This window comes from Niveispirillum sp. (assembly GCF_017996735.1).
In the GTDB taxonomy this organism is placed as follows: Bacteria; Pseudomonadota; Alphaproteobacteria; order Azospirillales; family Azospirillaceae; genus Niveispirillum.
Window position 1 is genome coordinate 49,506 of sequence record NZ_JAGOGJ010000005.1, and the last position, 24,002, is coordinate 73,507.

18 protein-coding genes are annotated in these 24,002 nt (G+C 65.0%); 11 read left to right on the forward strand and 7 right to left on the reverse strand.

The window, feature by feature from the left end; all coding sequences use genetic code 11:
- The first annotated feature begins 16 nt into the window (after positions 1–16).
- Positions 17–1,894, forward strand: a complete 1,878-nt coding sequence (locus KBA48_RS03400) for a hydantoinase B/oxoprolinase family protein (protein WP_292903585.1) — start codon at positions 17–19, stop codon at positions 1,892–1,894.
- A gap of 219 nt (positions 1,895–2,113) precedes the next feature.
- On the opposite strand, the gene KBA48_RS03405 is transcribed toward KBA48_RS03400, so the two are convergent.
- Both KBA48_RS03405 and KBA48_RS03410 read right to left on the reverse strand, forming a co-directional pair.
- Positions 2,114–2,314, reverse strand: a complete 201-nt coding sequence (locus KBA48_RS03405; RefSeq protein WP_292903586.1) for a hypothetical protein — start codon at positions 2,312–2,314, stop codon at positions 2,114–2,116.
- Positions 2,315–2,328: 14 nt separating this feature from the next.
- On the reverse strand, positions 2,329–3,003 hold the full coding sequence (locus KBA48_RS03410; protein WP_292903587.1) for a GntR family transcriptional regulator: 675 nt from the start codon (positions 3,001–3,003) through the stop codon (positions 2,329–2,331).
- Positions 3,004–3,311: 308 nt separating this feature from the next.
- Between KBA48_RS03410 and KBA48_RS03415 the strand changes: the two genes are divergently transcribed.
- Entirely contained in the window at positions 3,312–5,621 is a 2,310-nt protein-coding gene (locus KBA48_RS03415; protein ID WP_292903588.1) for a TonB-dependent receptor, read from the forward strand.
- Positions 5,622–5,661: 40 nt separating this feature from the next.
- Here KBA48_RS03415 and KBA48_RS03420 read toward each other — a convergent pair whose 3' ends face one another.
- The 3 genes from KBA48_RS03420 to KBA48_RS03430 form a co-directional block, all read right to left on the reverse strand.
- Positions 5,662–6,003: a helix-turn-helix domain-containing protein gene (locus KBA48_RS03420; protein ID WP_292903589.1), complete on the reverse strand. Its 342-nt coding sequence runs from the start codon at positions 6,001–6,003 to the stop codon at positions 5,662–5,664.
- Between the two features lie 15 nt (positions 6,004–6,018).
- Positions 6,019–6,546 (reverse strand): VOC family protein, encoded by a 528-nt coding sequence (locus KBA48_RS03425; protein ID WP_292903590.1) that lies wholly within the window; start codon positions 6,544–6,546, stop codon positions 6,019–6,021.
- Between the two features lie 193 nt (positions 6,547–6,739).
- Positions 6,740–9,490 carry a TonB-dependent receptor gene (locus KBA48_RS03430; RefSeq protein ID WP_292903591.1) on the reverse strand — a complete coding sequence of 917 codons (2,751 nt, stop codon included), beginning with the start codon at positions 9,488–9,490 and terminating at the stop codon, positions 6,740–6,742.
- Between the two features lie 197 nt (positions 9,491–9,687).
- Between KBA48_RS03430 and KBA48_RS03435 the strand changes: the two genes are divergently transcribed.
- The 4 genes from KBA48_RS03435 (at position 9,688) to KBA48_RS03450 (ending at position 14,744) form a co-directional block, all read left to right on the forward strand.
- Positions 9,688–10,176, forward strand: coding sequence for a 2,4'-dihydroxyacetophenone dioxygenase family protein (locus KBA48_RS03435; protein ID WP_292903592.1), 489 nt, complete (start codon positions 9,688–9,690; stop codon positions 10,174–10,176).
- A gap of 14 nt (positions 10,177–10,190) precedes the next feature.
- Positions 10,191–11,870 carry an AMP-binding protein gene (locus tag KBA48_RS03440; protein WP_292903593.1) on the forward strand — a complete coding sequence of 560 codons (1,680 nt, stop codon included), beginning with the start codon at positions 10,191–10,193 and terminating at the stop codon, positions 11,868–11,870.
- Positions 11,871–11,889: 19 nt separating this feature from the next.
- Entirely contained in the window at positions 11,890–13,602 is a 1,713-nt protein-coding gene (locus tag KBA48_RS03445; protein ID WP_292903594.1) for an AMP-binding protein, read from the forward strand.
- Positions 13,603–13,700: 98 nt separating this feature from the next.
- A complete protein-coding gene (locus tag KBA48_RS03450) occupies positions 13,701–14,744 on the forward strand; it encodes an EAL domain-containing protein (protein ID WP_292903595.1) in 1,044 nt (347 codons plus the stop codon).
- A gap of 16 nt (positions 14,745–14,760) precedes the next feature.
- Here the strand turns inward: KBA48_RS03450 and KBA48_RS03455 are convergent, their stop codons facing one another.
- Both KBA48_RS03455 and KBA48_RS03460 read right to left on the reverse strand, forming a co-directional pair.
- Positions 14,761–15,825 carry a LacI family DNA-binding transcriptional regulator gene (locus KBA48_RS03455; protein WP_292903596.1) on the reverse strand — a complete coding sequence of 355 codons (1,065 nt, stop codon included), beginning with the start codon at positions 15,823–15,825 and terminating at the stop codon, positions 14,761–14,763.
- Positions 15,826–15,856: 31 nt separating this feature from the next.
- Positions 15,857–17,203 carry a GH1 family beta-glucosidase gene (locus KBA48_RS03460; protein ID WP_292903597.1) on the reverse strand — a complete coding sequence of 449 codons (1,347 nt, stop codon included), beginning with the start codon at positions 17,201–17,203 and terminating at the stop codon, positions 15,857–15,859.
- A gap of 270 nt (positions 17,204–17,473) precedes the next feature.
- On the opposite strand from KBA48_RS03460, the gene KBA48_RS03465 reads away from it, so the two are divergent.
- From KBA48_RS03465 to KBA48_RS03485, 5 genes are all read left to right on the forward strand, one after another.
- On the forward strand, positions 17,474–18,622 hold the full coding sequence (locus KBA48_RS03465; RefSeq protein ID WP_292903598.1) for an ABC transporter substrate-binding protein: 1,149 nt from the start codon (positions 17,474–17,476) through the stop codon (positions 18,620–18,622).
- Positions 18,623–18,655: 33 nt separating this feature from the next.
- Positions 18,656–19,525 carry a carbohydrate ABC transporter permease gene (locus tag KBA48_RS03470; RefSeq protein ID WP_292903599.1) on the forward strand — a complete coding sequence of 290 codons (870 nt, stop codon included), beginning with the start codon at positions 18,656–18,658 and terminating at the stop codon, positions 19,523–19,525.
- 3 nt (positions 19,526–19,528) lie between these two features.
- Entirely contained in the window at positions 19,529–20,368 is an 840-nt protein-coding gene (locus tag KBA48_RS03475) for a carbohydrate ABC transporter permease (protein ID WP_292903600.1), read from the forward strand.
- A gap of 4 nt (positions 20,369–20,372) precedes the next feature.
- A complete protein-coding gene (locus tag KBA48_RS03480; RefSeq protein WP_292903601.1) occupies positions 20,373–21,458 on the forward strand; it encodes an ABC transporter ATP-binding protein in 1,086 nt (361 codons plus the stop codon).
- Positions 21,459–21,693: 235 nt separating this feature from the next.
- Entirely contained in the window at positions 21,694–23,985 is a 2,292-nt protein-coding gene (locus KBA48_RS03485) for a glycosyltransferase family 4 protein (RefSeq protein ID WP_292903602.1), read from the forward strand.
- The last annotated feature ends 17 nt before the right edge of the window (positions 23,986–24,002 follow it).

Genomic DNA, 24,002 nt, shown 5'->3' on the forward strand with positions numbered 1-24,002 from the left:
AAAGAGGGACAGACCCATGGTTGCCAAGATCATTGAAACCAATCCCACCCCGTTCCAGAAGGTCGCCATCGACCCGATCACGCTGGACATCATCGAAAACGCCCTGCGCAATGCGCGGGCGGAAATGGATGCCACCCTGTTCCGCACGGCCATGTCGCCCGGCATCCGTGAACAGGGCGACGCCTTCCCCCTGATCGCCAACAACGACGGCAAGATGGTGGTGGGGCAGTTCGGCTCCTTCCTGGGCGGCTTTTTGAAGAATTATAAGGGCACGATCGAGGAAGGGGACGTCATCTGGCTGTCCGACCCCTATTCGGTGGAAGGTGCGATCAGCCATCTGAATGACTGGCTGGTGATCCTGCCCGTGTTCAAGGATGGCAAGCTGGTCGCCTGGACCTGCCATTTCGGCCATCAGACCGATGTCGGCGGCAAGGTGCCGGGCAGCCTGCCCACCGATGCCACCAGCATCTTTCAGGAAGGCATCCGCATCCCGCCCGTGAAGCTGTACCGCAAGGGCGTGCTGAACGAGGATCTGCTGGAACTGGTCCTGAACAATACCCGCACGCGTGACTGGTGCCGGTCGGACCTGAATGCCATCATCGCGTCGTGCCGCATCGCCGCGCGGCGCGTGACGGAACTGTGCAGCCGTTTCGGTACCGAGACGTTCGTTTCAGCGACGGGAGAGTTGCTGGAACGAAACAAACGTGCCATGGCCAAGCTGATCGCGACCTCCATCAGCGAGGAGAAGGTCAGCTTCGAGGATTATATCTGCGACGATGGCCGCGGCTATGGCCCCTACAAGCTGCGCGCCACCATGTGGCGGGAGGGGGAGAAGGTGATCCTGGACTGGGACGGCACCTCGCCCCAGTCGGAAAGCTCGATCAATTTCTACCTGAACGAAAACATGCTGAAGATGTTCTTCGGCATCTACATGATCATGGTCTTCGACCCGCAGATCCTGTTCAATGACGGCTTCTATGATCTGGTGGAAACGCGCATCCCGGAAGGATCGCTGCTGAAGCCGAAATATCCCGCCGCGCTCTCCTGCCGTACCCACGGCATCGGCCGGGTGTTCGACGTGCTGGGGGCCTTGCTGGGCCAGCGCACGCCGGAATTCCTGAACGCGGCCGGCTTCTCCTCCTCCCCGCATCTGATGCTGTCGGGCAGCTATCGCGGGTCGGGCAAATATTATCAGCTTTTCCAGATCGGCTTTGGCGGCATTCCGGGCCGGCCCTTTGGCGACGGGCCGGACGGGCATTCGCTCTGGCCCAATTTCACCAATGTGCCCAACGAGTTCCTGGAAGCCTATTTTCCGCTGCGGATTGAGCGGTACGAGACCATTCCCGACAGCGGCGGCCCTGGCCTGCATCGCGGCGGCAATGGCGTGCGCATCGCCTATCGCTTCCTGGAACCGGGCGCCATCGCCATCCATGATGACCGCTGGTTCACCTATCCCTGGGGCGTCAACGGGGGCGAGCCCGGCTGGCGCTCCCGCCGCGTCCTGATCCGCGCCGATGGCACGGAGAAGGTGCTGGCCGCCAAGATCGACGATATCCAGGTCCGCCCCGGCGACCTGCTGATCTTCGACACCTGGGGCGGTGGCGGCTGGGGCGACCCGCTGGCCCGCGATCCTTCCCTGGTGGCGACGGACGTCAAGCGTGGGCTGGTGACGGCTGACGGGGCCAAGCGTTACGGCGTGGTGCTGACCGCTGACGGGACAGTGGACACGGCATCGACGGACAGCCTGCGCGATAGCCTGCGCAAGGCGCGGGGCGAGACGGGCCTTTTCAATTTCGGCGGTGGGATTGAGGAGTTGCGCGAACGCTGTGTTGCGGAAACCGGCCTTCCGGCCCCGGTCGATCCGGCCATGCAGGAAAGTGTGCGGGCGGCCTGAGTGCGGGTGGGGGGGCGCCCCGCCCCCCACCGTCACCCCGGCGAAAGCCGGGGCCCAGCGTGAGGTGCGGTCAGCACCGAGATGACTCTTTTCGCGGCAGACGCCGCTCTGCGCTGGGCCCCGGCTTCCGCCGGGGTGACGGGAGAAAGAGCGGTAAACGGGTGCAGAGGCCCGCAGCCCTTAGCACCTGCGGGCCTATCAATAACATGATGAAGACACCTACTGCTTATCCGCGTGGATACACTGATAAGGTCCATTGAGAACTTGAGCGTCGTTATGACCGGGCTTTTCGACGCGGAGCAGAACAGTTTCTCCTGCCCATCCCTCAGCGATAGCATCGCTCATTTCATCAATTGACGGTGCCGCAAGCCTTGTTGATTTCACACAGCCGATAAAGGCTGCAATTCCATCCTTCGACATTCCACCAGACTCCCTCACTCCGCCGCCTCCCGCACCGCCATCGCCTTTTCCGCCCGGCTGGCCTCTATCGCGTGCCAGGCGGCGGCGATGTGGCTGCGCATGACGGAGCCGGCCCAGGCGCCGTCGCGCACCTCAAAGGCAGAGACGATTTCCATATGGTGGCGCAGGCTGCGGCGCAGCGCCTCGGCGTTGTAGCGGTGGAAGGTGCGCAGGACCAGCGGCACCTCCACCACCTGCGCCATCATCAAGGACAGGCGCTGTGTGCCCGCGGCCTGGATGATCAGGCGGTGGAACTCGCCATTGGCCTCCGCGATGCGGGACAGCGCGTCGGGGGTGGATGTGGCTTCCAGGGCCAGCATCTCCTCCGCCAACTGCCGCAGGCGGGCCACCTGTTCCGGTGTGGCGCGTTCAGCGGCGCGTTCGACGGCGTAGCCTTCCAGCATGGCGCGCAGGTCGAAGATCTCCTTGATCTCATCCATCGACCAGTCGGCGACAAAGGCACCGTGGTTGCGCATGAATTTCACCGCCCCTTCGGAATTCAACCGGCGCAGCGCCTCGCGGATGGGCGTGCGGCTGACCCCGATCAGGTCGGCCAGTTCCCCTTCCTTCAGGTGCGCGCCGGGGGGGAATCGGCCGGCATGGATGGCGTCGCGGATTTCGGCATAGGCCTTTTCGACGGCATTGCTCATCGCTGCATGTCCTGGTGGGTTCCGTCCCGGCGGTGTGACGCTTGTTCTTAGCGTAAGCGACCCCGTTCGCACCACCCATCCATTCTGCCGGGCCGGTACGTCGGGGTGCGGAAATCCATGCCGCGCAGCCTGTCGGCCTAGCGCGGCTTTCGCGTCACATTCCGTCGTTAAAGTATACAATGTCATGCATCCACGCTTGCCGAAAGCAGATTCTCCTATAAGTTTTTCCTGAGGCGTGCGGTGCGGCGAACAGCCGGACCAGCCCCGGAAAATCAATAAAATCCATGGAACAGCGGAGACAGGTGACCATGCGCAACGGTATTTCCTCAGGCCCCCTGCTGGCCGGCACTGCCATCTGTGCGTCAATGATTGTATTCAATATGCCGGCTCAGGCGCAAAATGCCTCCCCGGCCGGCACCGCCAATGCCAACATGGTCGAAGAGATCGTGGTCATCGCGCGCCAGCGCAGCGAGACGGTGCGCGAAACCCCGGTCGCCGTGGCCGCCTTCACGTCAGAGACCATTGAAAAGGCAGGCATTTCCGGCCCCGCCGACTTTCTGGCCCTGACCCCCAATGTCAGCTTCCTGCAGACCACCAATGTCGGCGAGAGCCAGGTGCATATCCGTGGCGTGATCCAGCCGCGCGATGCAGAGCCGCCCTTTGCCTATGTGCTGGATGGCGTGCTGGTGCCCAATCCCAACGCCTTCAACCAGGAAATGGTGGATATCGAGCAGATCGAGGTGATCAAGGGCCCGCTGGGATCGATCTATGGCCGCAACGCCATCGGCGGCGCCATCCTGGTCAGCACCAAGAAGCCCGGCGACACACCGGAGGGACAGGTGCAGGCGGGCTATGAATTCCGGGGCGATGAATACAAGGTCGGCGGCTATGTCGGCGGACCGCTGGTGGAGAACAAGCTGTTCGCCCGCATCACCGCCGTCCACAAGGACCGCAAGGGCTTTTACGACAATGTCACCCTGAAGGAGAAGGAAGACCCCTTCACCGAAAGCCTGGTGCGCGGCCGTCTGGTCTATAAGGCGACGGAGGATATCGAGGTCGACCTGTCCGCCGGCTATGGCAAGATTGATGGTTTTGCCTTCAACTTCAACAACCAGACGGCGGGCACGCCCGGTTTCGTCAATGGCGTGAACATCAAGGACACGTCCATCCCCTATGCCGGCAATGTGCGCAGCTTCAACAATCAGGAACGTGTCGATCTGTCGGGCAAGGTGGATTGGAACGGCGAGGCCGGCACCCTGACCTTCACCGCCGCCTATCATGACCTGAAGGAGAATATGGGCGGCGAGGGCGCGGTCGATCTGGCCCTGTTTGGCGTGCCCTTCCCCGGCGGGCCGGCGCCGTCCGATTTCTTCACCAATCCGGCCCTGATCGAGGGCTATGGCCCCACCCTGCGCGACGGGACCCAGTATCAGGAGCGCAACCAGGACGACACGTCCTTCGAACTGCGCTTCACCTCACCGGGGGAGAACCGGCTGCGCTATATCGCCGGCGCCTATTACATCAAGTTCAACCGCGAGGTCGTGCTGAACCGTGGCAATGATCTGGGCCAGGGCGTGATCGTGTCCGAGCCGCTGGGCGGTCCCGCCAACCCGATCGTGGCCGTCACCTGGACCGACAATGCCAACGAGGCCTGGGCCGTGTTCGGGCAGTTGGCCTATGACATCACGCCCGACCTCGAAATCTCCACGGCCATGCGCTACGACAAGGAAGATCGCAAGTCCAAGAACCTGACGCCAGCCGCCTATTCCCCGCTTCCCAACGTCACGGGTCTGGTACGCTCGGATAATTTCAGCGCCGCACAGCCGCGCGTCTCCCTGCGCTGGAAGGCGACGGAGGATGTGTCGCTCTACGCCACCTATGGCGAGGGGTTCCGGTCGGGCGGCTTCAACCCGCTGGGCAGCCGTTTCAACATCATCAATGTCGACGGCGTCACCAATACCACCGTGCAGGACCAGTTCGGCAAGGAAAGCTCCACTTCCTATGAGGCGGGCGTAAAAAGCCGGCTGCTGGACGGCCGCCTGACCCTGAATGTCGCGGCCTTCAGCACCAAGGTCGAGAATGCGCAGTTCTTCCAGTTCTTCCCCTTCTCGCTCTCCCGCGTGATCTCCATTGTCGACCGCAACCAGATCAAGGGCTTCGAGGTGGATGGGCAGGCGCGTGTGGCGGACGGGCTGGACCTGTTCTTCGGCTATGGCTATCTGAACAGCGAGATCAAGGAGAATGCTGAACTGCCGCAGACCGTGGGCAACCGCTTCCCCTTCACGGCCAAGTATGACGTGATCCTGGGCGGCCAGTATACGGTGCCGGTCTTCGCCGATTACGACATGTCGGCGCGTGTGGAATATAACCGCACGGGGCCGATGTTCTTCGACACGCTGAACACGCCGGGCACGGAACGGCCGGCCATCGATCTGGTCAATGTCCGGCTGGGGGTGGAGAACGAAACCTGGGGCGCCACGCTCTATGCCCGCAACCTGTTCGACAAGCGCTACAATGTCGACGGTGTGGTGCTGGTCGTGCCCAACACCACCGTCTTCAACTTCACCACCAAGGCCCCGCCGCGCACCGTGGGCGTGGAGGTGAAGGCCCGGTTCTGATGCCGCAAGAGCGGGGTCGGTGACCGGCCCCGCCCGATAGTCACGCCGCCAGCGCCCCCGCCCGCCAGGCGCGGGGGCTGGTGCCATAGGCGGCGCGAAAGCAGCGGCTGAAATGCGCGGCGTCGTTGAAGCCCCAGGAGAAGGCGATATCGGTGACGCTGCGCCCGCCCTGGACGGGATCGCCCAGCGCGGCACGGCAGCGTTCCAGGCGGCAGGCGCGGACATGGTCGGCAAAACGCAGCCCCATGCCCGCGAACAGCCGGTGTAGATGCCGCACGGAAATGCCGGCCGCCGCCGCCACCATGGCGGGCGACAGGTCCGGCTCGTCCAGCCGCGTTTCCACCAGCCGCAGCAACAGGCGGGGGGAGATGCAATCGGCCATGCCCGCCTCCCCGCCTCAACCGAAGGTGCGCACAGGGTCTTCGCCCTGCCAGCCGACACTGGCAAGCTGGATGGTGGTGAACAGCTTTTCCACCGTCGGCACCATCTCGATCAGCTCGATCATGCCGCCCAGGGTGCGGGTCGTATCCATATAGGCCGCCCGCGCGCCCACCCCCGCCACGCCATAAAGCGCCTGCTCATAGCCCAGATCCTTGTAGAACTGGACCGAGGCGTCGAAGTCCGGGCAGGACAGGGCGAAGTGGTGGAAACCGTTCGGCCGCTCGTTATAGACGCTGGGCGCGTCATTATTCTGCTGGATCAGTTCGAAGATCATGTGGCCCGAGGCGCCCAGCGCAATGGTCAGATCGGCATCGCAGGGCTTGCCACGATAGGTGAAATCGGCCAGCGGGAAATGTTCGATCAGGAACCAGGGGCCGATATTCAGCCGCTTGGTGTAATCGGCCATGGCGCGATGGATATCGTCGCAGGTGAAGGCGATCTGGATGACACCATCGGTCGGCTGACCGAAATTCAACAGGGGCATGGTGGCTCTCATGAAATGGGATTGAGTGGTGGGTTTTCCCTCACCCTCCCACCGCTTCGCGGCGGGCCCCTCCCTCTCCCGCAAGCGGGAGAGGGGTGAAGTCGATGTTCCACCCCTCGCCCACGAAGGTGGGAGAGGGAGGGGCCCATTGGCGCCAGCCAATGGGAGGGTGAGGGCAACCCCGGACAAAGGCTCAGAAGCTGTACTTGACGCTCAGCATCCATTCGCGCGGACGGCCGTAATAGGCTTCGTCGATGCCGAAGGTGGCGGCGGCCAGCAGGTTGGTGACATAGGTCTTGTCGAACAGGTTGGTGACGGCGGCAGCCACTTCCCAGTTCTCGTCCGGATCGCGCCAGGACAGGCGGACATTGGCCAGCCAATAGGCATCCTGGGCCAGTTGCCGCATGGTCACCTTGTAGCCTTCCGCCACCTGCGCCGGTGTCAGGGCGTTGCGGATATCCGGCGTGCCCTGCCAGTTGGCGCCGCCACCCAGATTGTACGGGTCCTTCCAGGTCTTGGAGCGGTAGGAGGCGTCGCCGCGCAGGGCCAGCAGGCCTACCCCGTCCACGAACCAGCTTTTCTGTGCGCCCACCGTGAAGGTCCATTCCGGCGCGTCCACCAGCTTGTCGTCCAGCGACAGGTCGGTATCGCAGAACCGGCCCTTGGTGGCGTCATAGATGGCCTGTGCGCAGGCCGACCGGTTGAACTTGTCCCATTTGGAATGGAGATAGCCGCCGGCCAGGTTCACGTCGAAGCCCTTGGCCAGCCGCGCCGTCACCTCCCCTTCAAAGCCCCACAGCACGCTGTCGCCGATATTGCGGGTCAGCAGCAGCAAGGCACCGCCGCCGCTGGACCCGACGGTCGTGACCTGCATGTCCTTGTAGTCGCTGTAGAAGCCGGCAAGGTTCAGGATGATGCTGCCATCGGCCAGCGTGTTCTTCGACCCCAGTTCGTAGGTGTAGAGAACCTCCGGATCATAGGCGAGGTCGGTATTGTTCTGTTGTGTCGGGCGCGGTGACCAGCCGCCGCCCTTGAAGCCCTTGGACCAGGACGCATAGACCATGTTGTCCGATGTCAGCTTCCAGTCCAGCCCCACCTTGGGCGTGAAGGAGCCCCAGCTATCCTTCAACTCACGCGGGCCGACATAGCGGGCCAGACCGTTCTCCTCGAACGGTTCCACGCTGCCCGTATAGCCCGGCGTGCCCGGCCCGAATTTCGGGTCCTTGACCAGTTGCAGCATGTTGTCCTGGGTATAGAGCTTCTTGTCCTCGCTGTAGCGTCCGCCCAGGGTCAGATTCAGGTCCGGCGTCAAGTCATAATTGATCTGGCTGAAGACGGCCCAGGTATCGACCTTGATCTTGTTCTTGGGGAAATAATCGAAGCTGAAGGCGTTGGTGGTGCAGTCCGGCGCCGCACCGGCGCTGCAGGGGCCGACGGCATACATGTCGGGCAGGACGGGGCTGAGCACTTCATAAAGCCCGCTGAAAAGCTCCACCGCATTGTCGTCGAAGGCGTTCTCGCGCAGGTAATAGCCGCCGGTGACCCAGCGCAGCCGACCATCCATGGCGTCGCCGGACAGTTGCAGTTCCTGGCTGAACTGGTCCTGCGTCACATGGTTGCCCGTGGCCGCCACGGGATAGGGCGACTTGTCGGCGTCACGCGGGAAATAGGCGTCGATCTCGCGATAGGCGGTGATGGATTTCAGGGTCAGGTTCTCCCCCAGCTCCCAATCCACCGTGCTGGACACGCCCCAGACCTCGTTCCGGTCTTCCGCCGGGTCCAGGCTGTTGGACACGCCCGGCTTGCCCGTCACCCAGCGGCCGTCGAACTTCGTTCCCGCCGGCAGGCCCAGCTTCTGGTTCCAGTAGGGGACGATGACGCTGTTATACAGATCATCGAAACGGAACAGCTTGTCCGATGGGGTCGGATCGACGGCCAGCGGCGGCAGGCCGGCGGGCAGGCCCGAAATAGTAGGCGCGCCGGCCATGGCGGCGAAAAGCTGGAAGGCCGTCGGCTCGAACCCCAGGGCCGCCACAACGTCGGGCGGAAGTCCCAGCGACGGGGCCGTGTCGGACGGGTAGCGGTTGACCAGCGACCCCGCCGGCCCCTTCTGTTTCTGCCGCTGGTAATCGCCCTGGATGGTGATGTCGATCTTCTCCGACGGCAGCCAGCGGATGGCGCCACGCGCCAATTGCTTGCCCTCGTCCGACAGGCGTTCGCCATTGGTCAGGTTCTTGCCCCAGCCATTGCGGTGAACGGCAGCACCCGACAGCTTGAAGCCCAGCACGCCCGGCACGATGGGGCCGCTGACATAGGCCTTCACGTCGGATCGCTGGTAGGAACCGGTGATGCCCTCCACCGATCCTTCGAAATCGCCATCGACCACGACGGGCTTGGTGACGATCTTGATGGCGCCGCCGACCGTATTCTTGCCGTACAGCGTGCCCTGCGGCCCGCGCAGCACTTCCAGCCGCTCCACATCCGACAGGTCCAGCGCCCCGCCGATGGTGCGGGCCAGATAGACGTCATCGACGTAAAGCCCGACGCCGGGATCGGTGGGGAACAGGAAATCCTGCTGCCCGACACCCCGGATATAGGCGTTCAGCGAACTGCCGCCGCCATCGGCGCGGCCACTGCTGATCTCCACATTGGGTGTGAAACGCGCGATGCCCACCAGATTGGTGACCGCCTGGTCGGCCAGGGCACTCGCCGTGAAGGCGGTGACCGATACCGGCGCTTCCTGCAGCTTTTCCGCCCGCCGCTGCGCCGTCACCACGATCTCTTCCAGGCGCAGGCTGTCATCCTCTGCCGCCGGTGCGTTTTGCGCCTGCGAAGCCACCGGCCCCAGGGCCAGCAAGGCCGTACCAGCCAGGGCCAGGAACCGCGCCCTGCGGGCGGAGGGCCGGCTATATTGCAACGCAAAAGAATTGGGAACCGGGATCACTTGGACCTCCCTAGATGGCATACATTATTGTTGATGTTGGAGGAAATGATGCGGCAGGCTGGAAGCGGCCTGTATAGCGGGAATTACCCATGCTCGACTGTCATCCACCCGGCAATATGGGTGTTTCCCCCTATGCCGGGCTGCCGGACACCCCGTTATCCTTGTCGCATCATCCCTGCGACAGACGGAGTTGTCCGATGAGCACGCATCTGCTGAAACGGTCCGATGCCGGTACGGTGACCGCGACCACGCAGCACCGGCCCGCCTTTTTCGATCCCGGTAGCCTGCCCTGGCTGCCCTGGGTCATGCCGGGCACCTTTTTCAAACTGCTGAACGTCAACCCGATGAATGGCGGGTTCAGCATGCTGCTGAAGGTGGAACCCGACAATTGGGCGCCCGTCCATGGCCATCTGGGGTCGGTTGAAGGCTGGCTGCTGGAAGGCGGCTTCGGCTATGGCAAGGATGATCGCGGCCGCCCCGGCCACTATGTCTTTGAAAGCGGTGGCATCCGCCATGAACCCGACACGGACAAGGATGGCATGGTGATGTTCGCCATCGCCCATGGCCCGCTGTGCGGCTACAATGATGATGGTTCCATCGCCGGCATCGTGGATGCCCGCGCCATGTATGATCTGGCCGTGGCCGGCGGGGCCGCCGGTCACCTGCCTAAGCCGCTGGACTGGTAAGGGAGGACGCACCGATGACGGTTCCGGAACCCGCCCTGGTTGTCGGTCCCACCGACCCGCCCCTGTTGCCCTGGACCATCGGCCAGGCCCTGGAAAACGCCGCCCGGACCTGGGGCGGGCGCGACGCGCTGGTCGTGCCCGGCCAGGGTGTGCGCTGGACCTGGGCCGGCCTGGCGGAACGGGCCGACCGGCTGGCGGCGGGGCTGCTGGCCCTGGGGCTGGAACCGGGCGACCGGGTCGGCATCTGGTCCCCCAACCGGGCGGAATGGACGCTGACCCAGTTCGCGACGGCCCGGGCGGGTCTGGTGCTGGTCACCATCAACCCCGCCTATCAGGCCGCCGAACTGGACTATGCGTTGAACAAGGTCGGGTGCCGGGCGCTGGTCCTGGCCCCCGGCTTCAAGGGCAGCGACTATGTCGGGCTGCTGCGGTCGCTGGCCCCGGAAATGGCCGACGGTGTGCCCTTGCGGGCGGCCCGGCTGCCGGCCCTGCGCCATGTCATCCTGCTGGGGGATGGCGCGGTGCCGGGCACCATCCCCTTCGCTTCATTGACAGAAGGGGCCGATCCGGCGGCGCTGGCCGCCGTGGCGGCCCGCCTGTCCCCCGACGATGCCATCAATATCCAGTTCACCAGCGGCACCACGGGCCAGCCCAAGGGCGCGACGCTGACCCACCGCAACATCCTGAACAATGGCTATTTCGCGGGCCTGGGCATGGCGCTGGGGCCGGATGACCGGATCTGTGCGCCCGTGCCGCTGTACCATTGCTTCGGCATGGTGCTGGGCAATCTGGCGGCCGTGACCCACGGCGCCTGCCTTGTCCATCCCGGTGAAGGCTTCGACCCGCTGACCACCCTGCGCGTGGCGGCGGACGAACGCTGCACGGCCATGTATGGCGTGCCCACCATGTTCATCGCCATGCTGGACCATCCGGAATTCGACCGGTTCGACCTGTCCACCCTGCGCACCGGCATCATGGGGGGCGCCCCCTGCCCCGTGACCGTAATGGAAAAGGTGCTGGACCGCATGAACATGCGCGAGGTCACCATCGCCTATGGCATGACGGAAACCAGCCCCCTCAGTTTCCAGACGCCCATCGATGCGCCGCTGGACAAGCGGGTGGGCAGCGTCGGCCGCGTGCATCCGCACCTGCAGGTGCGTCTGGCCGATACGGATGGCAACACCGTGCCGCGCGGGGCCACGGGCGAATTGCTGACGCGCGGCTATTCGGTCATGCAGGGCTACTGGGCCGATCCGGACAAGACGGCGGAGGCGGTGGACGCGGATGGCTGGATGCATACCGGCGATCTGGCCGTCATCGACGAAGATGGCTGGTGCAACATCGTGGGCCGGGTGAAGGACATGGTCATCCGGGGCGGGGAGAATATCTACCCGCGCGAGGTGGAGGAATTCCTCTACCGTCACCCCGCGATCCAGGATGTCCAGGTCTTTGGCGTGCCCGATCCCAAATATGGGGAGGCCCTGTGCGCCTGGATACGCCCCCGCGACGGCAAGACCCTGACGGAGGACGATATCCGCGCCTTCTGCCAGGGTCAGATCGCGCATTTCAAGGTGCCCCGCTATATCCGCTTCGTCACGGAATTCCCCATGACCGTGACCGGCAAGATCCAGAAATTCGCGATGCGGGAGGTGATGGTGGCCGAACTGGGCCTGACCCCGCCGCGAACCGCATAGATTTCCCAAGAAGGAAACCATGATGATCCACGACGCCGCCCACTCCTTCCTGGCCGCCCGCGACCTGCTGCTGGACCTGCGCCGTGACCAGATGCAGGCACGTGACCGTTTCCAGTGGCCGGCCCCCGGCCCCTTCAACTGGGCGCTGGATCATTTCGACCGGGTGGCGGCCCGTATCCCCGACCGCCCGGCCCTGATCATCGCGCAGGAGGACGGGACCGTCACCCGTGCCACCTGGGGCGACCTGTCCCGGCGGTCGGCGCAGGTGGCCAACTGGCTGCACGCCCAGGGGCTGGGCCGGGGCGACCGGCTGCTGCTGATGCTGCCCAACATCGTGCCGCTGTGGGAAATCACCCTGGCCGCCATGAAGCTGGGCGTGGTCATCATCCCGGCCACCACCCTGCTGGACGGGGCCGACCTGACCGACCGGCTGGACCGCGGGCAGGTGCGCGGCGTGATCGCCACCACGGCTCTGACCGCGCGGTTCGACGCCCAGCCGGGCCGCTTCCTGCGGATCAGCGTGGGCGGCCCCGCCCCCGCCGGCTGGACCGACTATGCCGATGCCGCCTCCGTGTCCCCCGCCTTCACGCCCGATGGGCCGACGGGGCCGGACGACACGCTGCTGCTCTATTTCACCTCCGGCACGACGGCCAAGCCCAAGCTGGTGCGCCATACCCACCGCTCCTATCCGGTGGGGCATCTTTCCACCATGTACTGGCTGGGCCTGCAACCCGGCGACGTGCATTGGAACATTTCCAGCCCCGGCTGGGCCAAGCATGCCTGGTCCAACATCTTCGCCCCCTGGAACGCGGAAGCGACCGTCTTTGTCTATGCCTTCGAACGGTTCCAGGCGCGGCCCGTGCTGGACGCGCTGGTCGCCCATGGCGTCACCAGCCTCTGCGCCCCGCCCACCGTCTGGCGCCTGCTGATGCAGGAGGATCTGGCGCGCTGGCCGGTGAAGCTGCGCGAACTGTGCGGGGCCGGAGAGCCGCTGAACCCGGAGGTGATCGCGCGGGTTCAGGCCGCCTGGGGCCTGACCATCCGCGACGGGTTCGGCCAGACGGAAACCACGGCCCAGGTGGGCAACGCACCGGGCCAGCCCGTGCGCCCCGGCTCCATGGGGCGTCCCCTGCCCGGCTATGACCTTGTGCTGCTGGACCCGGACGGGAAGGAGGCGGACGAGGGCGAAATGGCCCTGCGCCTGTCCTCATCTCCCCTGGGGCGCCCGGCCGGCCTGATGGCGGGGTATGAGGGCAGCCCGGCGCCGGAGGCGGCCGGTCCCTATTACCGCACGGGCGATGTGGCCAGCCGCGATACCGACGGCTATCTGACCTATGTCGGCCGTGCCGATGACGTGTTCAAGGCCAGCGACTACCGGATCAGCCCGTTCGAACTGGAAAGCGCCCTGATCGAGCATCCGGCCGTGGCGGAGGCCGCCGTGGTCCCCAGTCCCGACCCGCTGCGTCTGGCCGTGCCCAAGGCCTTCATCATCCTGGCCCCCGGCTTCGCGCCCACGCGGGAGGTGGCGGCCAGCATCTTCAGCCATGTGCGCAAGGCCCTTCCCCCCTACAAGCGCGTGCGGCGGCTGGAGATATCCGACCTGCCCAAGACCATCTCCGGCAAGATCCGCCGTGTCGAACTGCGTCGTCAGGAACAGGCCCGGGACCTGTCCCAGCGCCATGATTTCGAATATTGGGAGGAGGATTTTCCCGAACTGTCGGCCAAGGGGTAATGTGGCCGGCATGGCCCTGGCAAAGACGAGACCCGGAGATGCCGGGCTTGATTTTCCTTCATCGGGATCAAGTTTGCTCCCGATGAAGGAGAAAACGTATGCATTGCCCCGAATGTGAGAGGATCAAGGCCCTGGTCCATCCGGCAAACCGGCTTCTGCTGGCGCCGCCGACCGCTCACACCCGCCAGAAGCTGATGGAGATTGCCAAACGCCGGCGTTTGACCCTGGTGGCTGTCGATGATCCGACCTGTCTGGACATCCGGTTGTTGCGGGCGGACATGGATTCATTCCTGACGGAAGCCAACGGCGCCCTTTCAGTGGAGGAAACGGACCATTGCCGCGCGCTGCTGCTGGATGGTGAAAGGGAACCCACCCTTTCCGACTATTTATCGACGCGCACGCTGCGCTGGGTGATCGCGGCGGTAAAGGGGCAGTGGCTGGTCACCATGCTGGAAAAGGACCGCCTCTTCTCCATGCTGCAGCCGATCTGCCGGCCCGATGGCAGCGTCTTCGGGTATGAGGCCCTGTTGCGGGGACGGGAGGAGAATGGCGATCTGGTGTCGGCGGGTTCCTTGCTGTCGGTCGCCTCCGAAACCCAGCTCATGTTCACCCTGGATTTGGCCGCCAGACGGGAGGCGATCAAGGCCTTTGCCAAACGCCGCCCTTCCGGGGCGAAGCTGTTCGTGAATTTTAACCCCTCCAGCATCTATGATCCGGCCTACTGTCTGCGCACCACCCAGACCTATGTCCGCGAGATGGGGTTGAACCCGTCGGACATTGTTTTTGAAGTGACCGAAACGACCGAGGTGAAGGATCAGGCGCATCTGCGGGGCATACTGGCATTCTATCGTCAATCGGGCTTCCGCGTGGCGCTGGACGATATCGGCGCCGGCTTCTCGGGCCTGAACATGCTGCAGGAACTGCGGCCCGATTACGTCAAGATCGACATGGCGTTGATCCGTGGCATCGAACAGGACCATTACAAGCAGAGCATCGTCCGGCATCTGGTCGGCATCGCCGGCGATACCGGCGCCCGTATCGTGGCCGAAGGCATCGAAACGGATGCGGAACGGGACTGGGTCCGAACGGCCAATGTCGATCTGATGCAAGGTTATCTTCTGGGAAGACCCGCCGCCGCGTGACGCCGTTTCTTGCGCTTCAAGGGGTGGCGGCAACCGCCCGGGCGCGCAGGTCACGGCGGAATTGCGACAGGTCGTCGACCCGCTGATAGGGCAGTACGGTTTGCAACTGCTCCGCCGGTGTGCCGGACAGCAAAGCCAGGACATGGCGGGCCAGTTCCTCACCATCGCGCCGCTGCGGCTGATAATAATAGGTGACGCCCTGTTCGAACGGCATGCGCAGGGGCATGCCGCCAAAGCCGACAATGCGCAGCCCGTCGCGCGCCGGGTCCATGCCATGGTCCAGGGCCGCCTCCATGGCGCCAAACATCGACAATTGGTTGGCGCACAGGATCGCGGTGACCTTGCTGTCACGGACCAGCAGGTCGCGCACCGCCTCCTGGCTGGCCCAGGCCGACAGGTCGGCGGTGACCAGCAAGGACCGGTCCCAGGGCAGGCCCAGATCGGCCAATGCCCGCTGATATCCCCGCAGGCGCAAGCCGGCATAGGTCAGGCCGCCGGCCGGATTGAACAGCGCGATGCGCCGGTGCCCCTCTGCCGCCAGCCGCAGCACGGCGTCGTAAACACCCCCCTCATCATCATGATCAACAAAGGCGTGGGGGCTGTGCAGTTCGGTGCGGCCGAAGCAGACGAAGGGAAACTTATGTTCCAGGCAGAAGCGGGCCCGTTCATCCAGGGGCATGGTCCGGGAAAAGATCACGCCATCGGCCAGCCGCTGCTGGAACACGCGGCGGACCGCGTCCAGGGGCGACTGGCTGGCCGTTTGCGCCAGGACGATCAGGTTGTAATGATCATTCTCCAGCGTGCGGGACACGCCTTCCACCTGGGCCAGGAAACCGGCATCACCGTAATCGGCCACCGCCGGGGCGAAGAAGACCGAACAGATCTTCATGGTTCGCCCGGTGCGCAGATAGATGCCGCCGGCATCGGGAAGATAACCCATCGCCTGGGCCGCCGCCTTGACCCGCGCCACCGTCTCCGGCTTGACCTCCGGCCCGTCCTTCAGCGCCCGCGACACGGTCGTGATGGACAGGTCCAGATGTTCGGCAAGGGTTTTCAGGTTGGTGCGTTGACGCGGGGGCATGGTGGTCGGCTCTTGGCTGCTCCGCCGCAGATTAGGGGCAATCGCCCGTCATCGGCACCTCATTATCGCGCATCACCCGCCGCATGAAGTCGAAAGAGGCCTTCGGCGTCCGCGTCAAGGTGGCGTAATCGACATGGACCAGCCCGAACCGCTTGTTATACCCATGGGCCCATTCGAAATTGTCCAGCAGCGACCAGGGCATGTATCCCCTTATATCGGCGCCTTCCGCGATGGCCCGGTGCATGCCAGCCAGATAGTCGCGGTAATAGGCGATGCGGTCCTGATCGTCGATGCGGCCATCGGCGCCGGGAATATCCAGGAACGCGGCCCCGTTCTCCGTCACATAGACCGGCGGGTTGCCGTAATCGCGGCGCAGCCCGATCAAGGCCTCATAGAAGGCATGGCCGTCGATGCCCCAGTTCATCTCCGTCCGGCGCAGATATTTCGGCGGCTCCACAATGCGGAAAGGCCACGCGGCCCCTTCCACGGGGGCGAGATAGGTGGGGAAATAATGGTTCACCCCCTGGAAATCCACCTTCTGCCGGATCTCCGCCATGTCGTCCGCCCCGATATGGGGGCTGAACCTGTCCAGCACACTGTCGGGATAGCGTCCCAGATGCACCGGCCCCAGGAACACGCCATTCCATTTATCCTCGAACAGGCGCACCAGATGCCGGTCGCGGTCGGCGAATTGCGGCAACGGCCGGCCGGTATGCACGGGCAGCACAAAGCCGACGGGCACGCCGGGCGCCCGGTCACGGATCACCCGCACAGCGCGACCATGGGAAAGGTTCAGGTGGTGGGCCACGCGCACGGCGGCGCGCGGATCGGTCAGGCCGGGGGCGTGGCGCCCCTCCTCGTTCCCGACCCAGGCACAGACCGACGGTTCATTGAAGGTCACCCAGGCGCGGGCACGATCGCCCAGCCGGTCAACCATCAGCGCCGTGTAATCCGCGAACCAGCCGGCACTGTCGCGGTTGACCCAGCCGCCCTTGTCCTGCAGCGCCTGCGGCAAATCCCAGTGATAAAGGCAGGGCCACGGTTCCAGCCCGCGTTCCAGCATGCCATCGACCAGCCGGTCATAGAAATCCAGACCCTTGGCATTGACCGCCCCCACCCCCTCGGGCAGCACACGGCCCCACATGATCGAGAAACGATAGTGCCGCGCCCCCAGGTCGCGCACCAGATCCAGGTCTTCGGACCAGCGATGGTAATGGTCGCAGGCGACGGTGCCCGTGTCGCCATTGGCCACCCGGCCCGGCGTGGCGCAATAGGTGTCCCAGATGCTGGGTCCGCGCCCGTCATCGGGCGCCCCGCCCTCGATCTGATAGCTGGAGGTGGAAACACCCCACCGGAATCCTTCGGGGAAACGCATCATCGCCGTCATAGCCTGCCTGTTCGAACAACCCGGCGGAACCGCCATCCTTAAAATCGTAACGTTTCGAAAAATGCGTGTCCAGCCATAAAGCCTCTGATCCTTGTTTGACAAAGCCCGTTTCCTGCCCATAATCGTCCATATCCGAAACGTTTTGGATTGTGCGCCGCAATGACATACAGGCTCCGGTCATGCTGCGCTGCCGTTGCGATCTCGCTTCTGTCCTGGGCGGGCCTGGGGGGCACCGCCGCAAGCGCGCAGGAGCTGGAGGTGATGCACTGGCTGACATCGGGCGGCGAATCCGCATCGCTGGCCGTGGTGCGCCGGGCCTTCGCCGACCAGGGGGGCGTGTGGCGGGACGCCACCGTGCCCGGTGGTTCGGCCGCCCGCGCCGCCGCCGTCAACCGCATTCTGGGCGGCAACCCGCCGCCGGTCTTCCTGTTCTCACTGGGCGCGCAATTGACCGAGTTGTCGGCGCACGGCTTGATCGTTCCCGTGCCGGGCGCGGATGAAGGCTGGGATGCGATGCTTCCCCCGCTTCTGTCCCGGTCGGCCCGGTATCAGGGCCGCTACATGGCGGCGCCGCTGAACATCCATGGGGAAAACTGGATGTTCTACAACCGCGCCGTTCTGGAAGCGGCGGGGCTGCCCGTGCCGGGCAGTTGGCCGGAATTCCTGGAAACCGCCGCCCGGTTGAAGGCGATGGGCAAGACCCCCATCGCCATGGGCGGTCAGCCCTGGCAGGAACGCCTGCTGTTCAACGCCGTGCTGCTGGGGGTGGGCGGACGTGATTTCTATCGCCGCCTTTATACAAGCCTGGACCCGGCAGCGCTGGACTCCCCCACACTTCTGGACGCCTTCCGCACCTTTGCCAGCCTGCGTGCCTTCGTGGATGAAGGCAGCCCCGGCCGCCGCTGGAACCAGGCGACCGCCATGCTGATGCGCGGCGACGCCGTGTTCCAGTTCATGGGGGATTGGGCCAAGGGGGATATGCGCGCGGCGGGTCTGGAACCGGGGCGGGAGATCGGCTGTGCGCTGGCGCCCGCGCCGGACCCGGCCTACATCATGGTGGTGGACGCCTTTGCCTTCACCGCGCCGCGCGACGAGGCCACGGGCGAGGCGCAGCGGCGGTTCGTGTCGGTGCTGATGGACAAGGATGTGCAGGCACGCCTGAACCAGGCCAAGGGTTCCATCCCCGTCCGCACCGATGTGCCGGATGACGGGTTTGATGCCTGCGCGCGCCAGGCCATGGCCCTGATCCGCGACCCGGCCACCCACCTGCCCTCCACGGGACTGTTCGGCATGTCCGGCGGGCTGTCGGGCGCCGTGGACGACGCCATCTCGCATTTCTGGAACGATCCGCGCCTGACCCCGGAACAGGGGCAGGAATTGCTGCGCAAATCCATCCTGGCGTTCCGGTAATCCGGCCGGCAAGGACCAAGAAGGGAGGACGGGGTGAAATCATCATTACGGGCGCCGGCCATCGCGCTGCTGCCGGCAGGCATGATCACCTTCATCTGCTTCTACCTGTTCATCGCCTGGACCTTCGCCATCTCCCTGACCGGTTCACAATTGCTGCCCAGTTGGGATTTTGTCGGGCTGGCCCAGTATGAAAGGCTGTTCGCCAGCGCCCGCTGGTGGACGGCGCTGCGCAACATGGCGATCTACGGCACCCTGTTCATCACGGGCTGCCTGTCATTGGGATATCTGCTGGCCATCCTGATCGACCGGGGGGTCCGGGCGGAGGGGGCCTATCGCACCATCTTCATGCTGCCCCTGTCCATGTCCTTCGTCGTGACGGGCATCATCTGGCAATGGATGCTCAATCCCGGCCTGGGCATCCAGCAGGCGGTGCGTGGCCTGGGGTGGGAGGATTTTGCCTTCAACTGGCTGGTCCGGGCCGACCGCTCCATCTACACCGTCGTCCTGGCCGGCATCTGGCAGCAATCGGGCCTGTGCATGGCCCTGTTCCTGGCCGGGCTGCGCGGTGTCGATCCCAATATCTGGAAGGCGGCGAAGGTGGATGGCATCCCCACCTGGCGGGTCTATGCCTCCATCATTACGCCCATGCTGCGGCCCGTCTTCTTCACGGCCGCCATCCTGCTGTTCTCGCTGGTGGTGAAATCCTTCGATCTGGTGGTGGCGCTGACGGGCGGCGGTCCCGGCTTCGCGTCGGACCTGCCGGCGCGCTTCGTGATGGAGCATATCCTGAACCGGCAGGAACTGGGGCTGGGCGCGGCCGGCGCCTGCATGATGCTGGCCACCATCGCCGCCGTGGTCGGCCCCTATCTCTATGCCGAAATCCGGCAGAAGAAGGGGGGCTGAGCCATGCGGCGTTTCCCGCTTTACCTGATGCTGTCGGTGGCGGCGCTGGCCGTGCTGTTCCCCCTGCTGGTGATGCTGTCCACCTCGCTGAAACCGCTGGCGGAGATCAATGGCGGCAGCCTGTTCGCGCTGCCACGGGAACCGACGCTGGATGCCTGGGCCAAAGCCTGGGGCGGGGCCTGCATCTCCGGTGATTGCCGGGGCCTGTCGGTCTGGTTTGGCAATTCCTTCGCCATTGTGCTGCCGGCCCTGTTCTGCTCCCTGGCGCTGGGCGCCCTGACGGGCTATGCGCTCAGCCTGCGGGCCGCCCGGTGGATGGACATCCTGTTCGCGGCCCTGCTGATCGGCCTGTTCATCCCGCCACAGGTGACATTGTATCCGATGATCGTGCTGGTCCGTGAACTGGGCCTGTTCGGCACGTTGGGCGGGCTGGTCTTCGCGCACACCGTCTGGGGTCTGGCCTTCGTCACCCTGCTGTTCCGCAACTTTTTCCTGTCCGTGCCGCGCGACCTGCTGAAGGCGGCGCGCGTCGACGGGGCGGGCTTCCTGGCCACCTTCTGGCATGTGATGCTGCCTTTGTCGCTGCCGGTCTGCGCCGTCGCCCTGGTACTGCAATTCACCTATATCTGGAACGATTTCATCCTGGGCCTGACCTTCGCGGGGCCGGGTCGGCAGCCGGTGACGGTGGCGCTCAACATCCTGGCCGGGTCACAGTTGGGGCCACAGGAATATAACGTCAACATGGCGGCGACCATGATCGCGGCCCTGCCCACCATCCTGGTCTATCTCCTGTCCGGACGGCTGTTCGTGCGCGGGATCGCGGCCGGGGCCGTCAAGGGATAAAAGAATGCAACCTGTGCGCCTGCAAGGCATCGCCAAGAGTTTCGGCGCCACGCCCGTCCTGGACCGGATCGACCTTGACATCGAACCGGGGGAATTCCTGGTGCTGCTGGGCCCGTCCGGCTGCGGCAAGTCCACCTTGTTGAACATCGTGGCCGGGCTGGAACAGCCCTCCGCCGGCCGCATCCATTTCGGCGACCGGGATGTGACGGCGCTGGAACCCGATGCGCGCGACATCGCGATGGTGTTCCAGTCCTACGCGCTCTATCCCACCATGTCGGTTCGCCGCAATATCGGCTTCGCGCTGAAGATGCGCGGCCTGGACGCGGCCGCGATCGACGCGAAGGTGGCGGCGGTGGCGAAGCTGCTGCAGATCGAACATCTGCTGGACCGCCGGCCGGCAGAGCTTTCCGGCGGACAGCAGCAGCGCGTAGCCATCGGCCGGGCCCTGGTGCGCGAGCCGCAGGTCTTTCTGCTGGATGAACCGCTCAGCAACCTGGACGCAAAGCTGCGCGCCGACATGCGGGTGGAACTGAAACGGCTGCATGAACGCGCGCGCCGCACCACCCTTTACGTCACGCACGATCAGGTGGAGGCGATGACCCTGGCCAGCCGCATCGTGGTGATGGACAAGGGCCGCGTGCAGCAATGCGACCGGCCGGAGACGGTCTATGCGCGCCCCGCCAATCGTTTCGTGGCTGGTTTCGTAGGCGCGCCGACCATGAATTTCCTGGAGGGGGAACTGGCCTTGTGGGACGACCGGCCGGCCCTGCGGCTGGACGATACCATCCTGCCATTGCCCGGCCTGCGGGGGGCGACCGGCCTGCATGTGGGACAGCCCCTGGTCCTGGGCCTGCGTCCCGAACATCTGTCGCTGGCCATGCCGGGGGATGAGGGCACCTGCCAGGGCCAGGTCTTGATGACGGAACCCACCGGACCGGACACCTATGTGCTGGTGCGGCTGGCGGGACGGGAGGTGACGGCCCGCGTCGCATCCGGCATCGCGCTTGCCGCCGGACAGACGGTCGCCCTGCGCCTGGACGCTCCGGCCGCCAGCCTGTTCGACATCGCCGACGGTCGCCGGCTCAACTGATACCAGCGGCACGAAATCATGACCGATGGTCAAGATTTCGTGCACCTCAAATCGCCGGCGGGCGCATCCGCGCCCTTGGCTACGCGGCATGGGCCGCGCGGCGGCAGTCGCCGCCGTACCATCGAAGCCAATATCCACCGCAGCGCACAAGCCGAAGGGCCTATCATCAACGGCGTGTAGAAGGATCGGGAACCAATGGCCCCCCGAGGTGTTTCCATAGGAAACTCTTCAAGGGATGACCATGATGATGCTGCGCCGCATTGCCCTGATCGGTACCGCGCTTCCACGCCGCTGCGGAATCGCCACCTTCACGACGGATCTCCACGCCGCCATCAGCCAGACCGACCCCCGGCTGATCGCCGAAATCGGCGCGCTTACCGACAATGGTCAGACCTACGACTATCCCGACATTGTCCAGTTGGAGATCAGGGAAGGTGTGGTGGACGACTATATCCATGCGGCGGAAACGCTGAATGGCGGCGAATTCGACCTGGTCTGCATCCAGCACGAGTTCGGGATTTTCGGCGGTGAGGCCGGCAGCCATCTGCTCTGGCTGCTGAAACGGCTGCGCATTCCGGTAGTCACCACGCTGCACACCGTGCTGGCGGAACCGAACGAGGTGCAGAAAAGCGTGCTGTCCGCCGTGATCGAGGCCTCATCCCGCATCGTGGTCATGGCGGAAAAGGGCCGGCAATTGCTGCGGCAGGTCTATGGCGCCCCCATGGAAAAAATCGCCGTCATCCCGCATGGCATCTACCGGGAGGGGGATTTTCAGGAATCCGACGATTTCAAGCAGAAGCTGGGTTTTCAGGACCGGTCGGTGATCCTGACCTTCGGTCTTCTGTCGCCCAACAAGGGGCTGGAGACGGTGATCGACGCCCTGCCAGCCATTCTGGAGCGCAAGCCGGATGCGGTGTACGTCATCCTGGGCGCCACCCATCCCCACTTGCTGCGCCGGGAGGGGGAGGATTATCGCGAACAATTGGCCGAGCGGGCACGGCGCCTGGGCGTGGAACATGCCGTGGTCTTCGCCAACCATTTCGTGGACCGGTCCACCCTGCTGGACCATATCGCCATGTCGGACGTCTATGTCACGCCCTACCTGAACGAGGCGCAGATGACGTCGGGCACCCTGGCGCAAAGTTTCGGCCTGGGCCGCGCCGTCGTCTCGACCCCCTACTGGCATGCGGCCGAATTGCTGGCCGACGGGCGGGGGGTGCTGGTTCCGTTCAACGATGCCGGGACGATGGGCAAGGCCATCGGCGACCTGCTGACTGACGACGCGGCACGCGACACAATGCGCCGCCGGGCCTTCGAATATAGCCGTGACATGGTCTGGAACCGGGTGGCCGAACGGTATCTGGATCTGTTTGGCGACGTGGTGCGCCGCTGGTTGCCCCTGGCCGCGCCCTCCCCGGTGCTGCGCCCCCGCCGCGTACGCGACCTGCCGGAGCCCAACCTGACCTACCTGGAACAGATGAGCGACGATACCGGCCTGTACCAGCATGCTGTGGGCTGCATCCCGGACCGGTCACACGGTTATTGTGTGGATGACAATGCCCGTGCCCTGCTGCTGGCCTGCAACCTGTCGCACCATGCCGGCATGCGTGTGCCGGACCTGATGGTGTCGCGCTATGCGGCCTTCATCCAGCATGCCTGGAACCCGGATAACCGCCATTTCCGCAATTTTATGGGTTTCAGCCGGCAATGGCTGGAACCGCGCGGGTCGCAGGACAGCCACGGGCGCACGCTCTGGGCTCTGGGTGAATGCGCGCGCAGTGATCCGCATACCGGCCGCCGGCAATGGGCTCGCGACCTGTTCCGCATGGCCCTGCCCACGGCCGCCGAGTTTCCGGCCACCCGCGCGCAGGCCTTCACCTTGCTGGGGCTGGACGCCTACTGCGCGGTGGAACCGGGCGACGGGTTCGCGGTTGATCTGCGCCATCGCATGGCCAGCCATCTGCTGGCCCTGTTCAAGGCCAATGCCACACCCGACTGGTGCTGGTTCGAGGATGGGTTGTCCTATGACAATCCGCGCCTGTCCCAGGCGCTGATCCTGTCGGGCCAGGCCATCGGCAGCGACTGCATGGTCGATGCGGGTCTGCGTTCCCTGCGCTGGCTGGCGGGGGTGCAGACATCGCCGGAGGGCGTGTTCCGTCCCGTCGGATCGGAAAGTTTCGGCGACAAACGCCGGCGGCCGCGCATCTTCGACCAGCAGCCGCTGGAAGCCACCGCCATGGTTGCCGCCTGCGTCGCCGCGCACGGGGTGGAAGAGGCATCGTTCTGGGTGGTGGAGGCGGCCCGCGCCTATGCCTGGTTCGAAGGCAGCAATGACCAGGGACTGCCCATGGTCGACGAGGATGGGGCCTGCCGTGACGGGCTGCGTCCCGACGGGCTGAACCAGAACCGGGGCGGGGAATCGGTACTGGCCTACCTGCAGGCGCTCATCGATCTGCGCCGCGTGCTGGGTATCGCCAACAGTACGGCGCGGACGGACCCGGTCCTGATCCGGGCCATGCGCGCCTGACCCGCCGTCCCCACGAA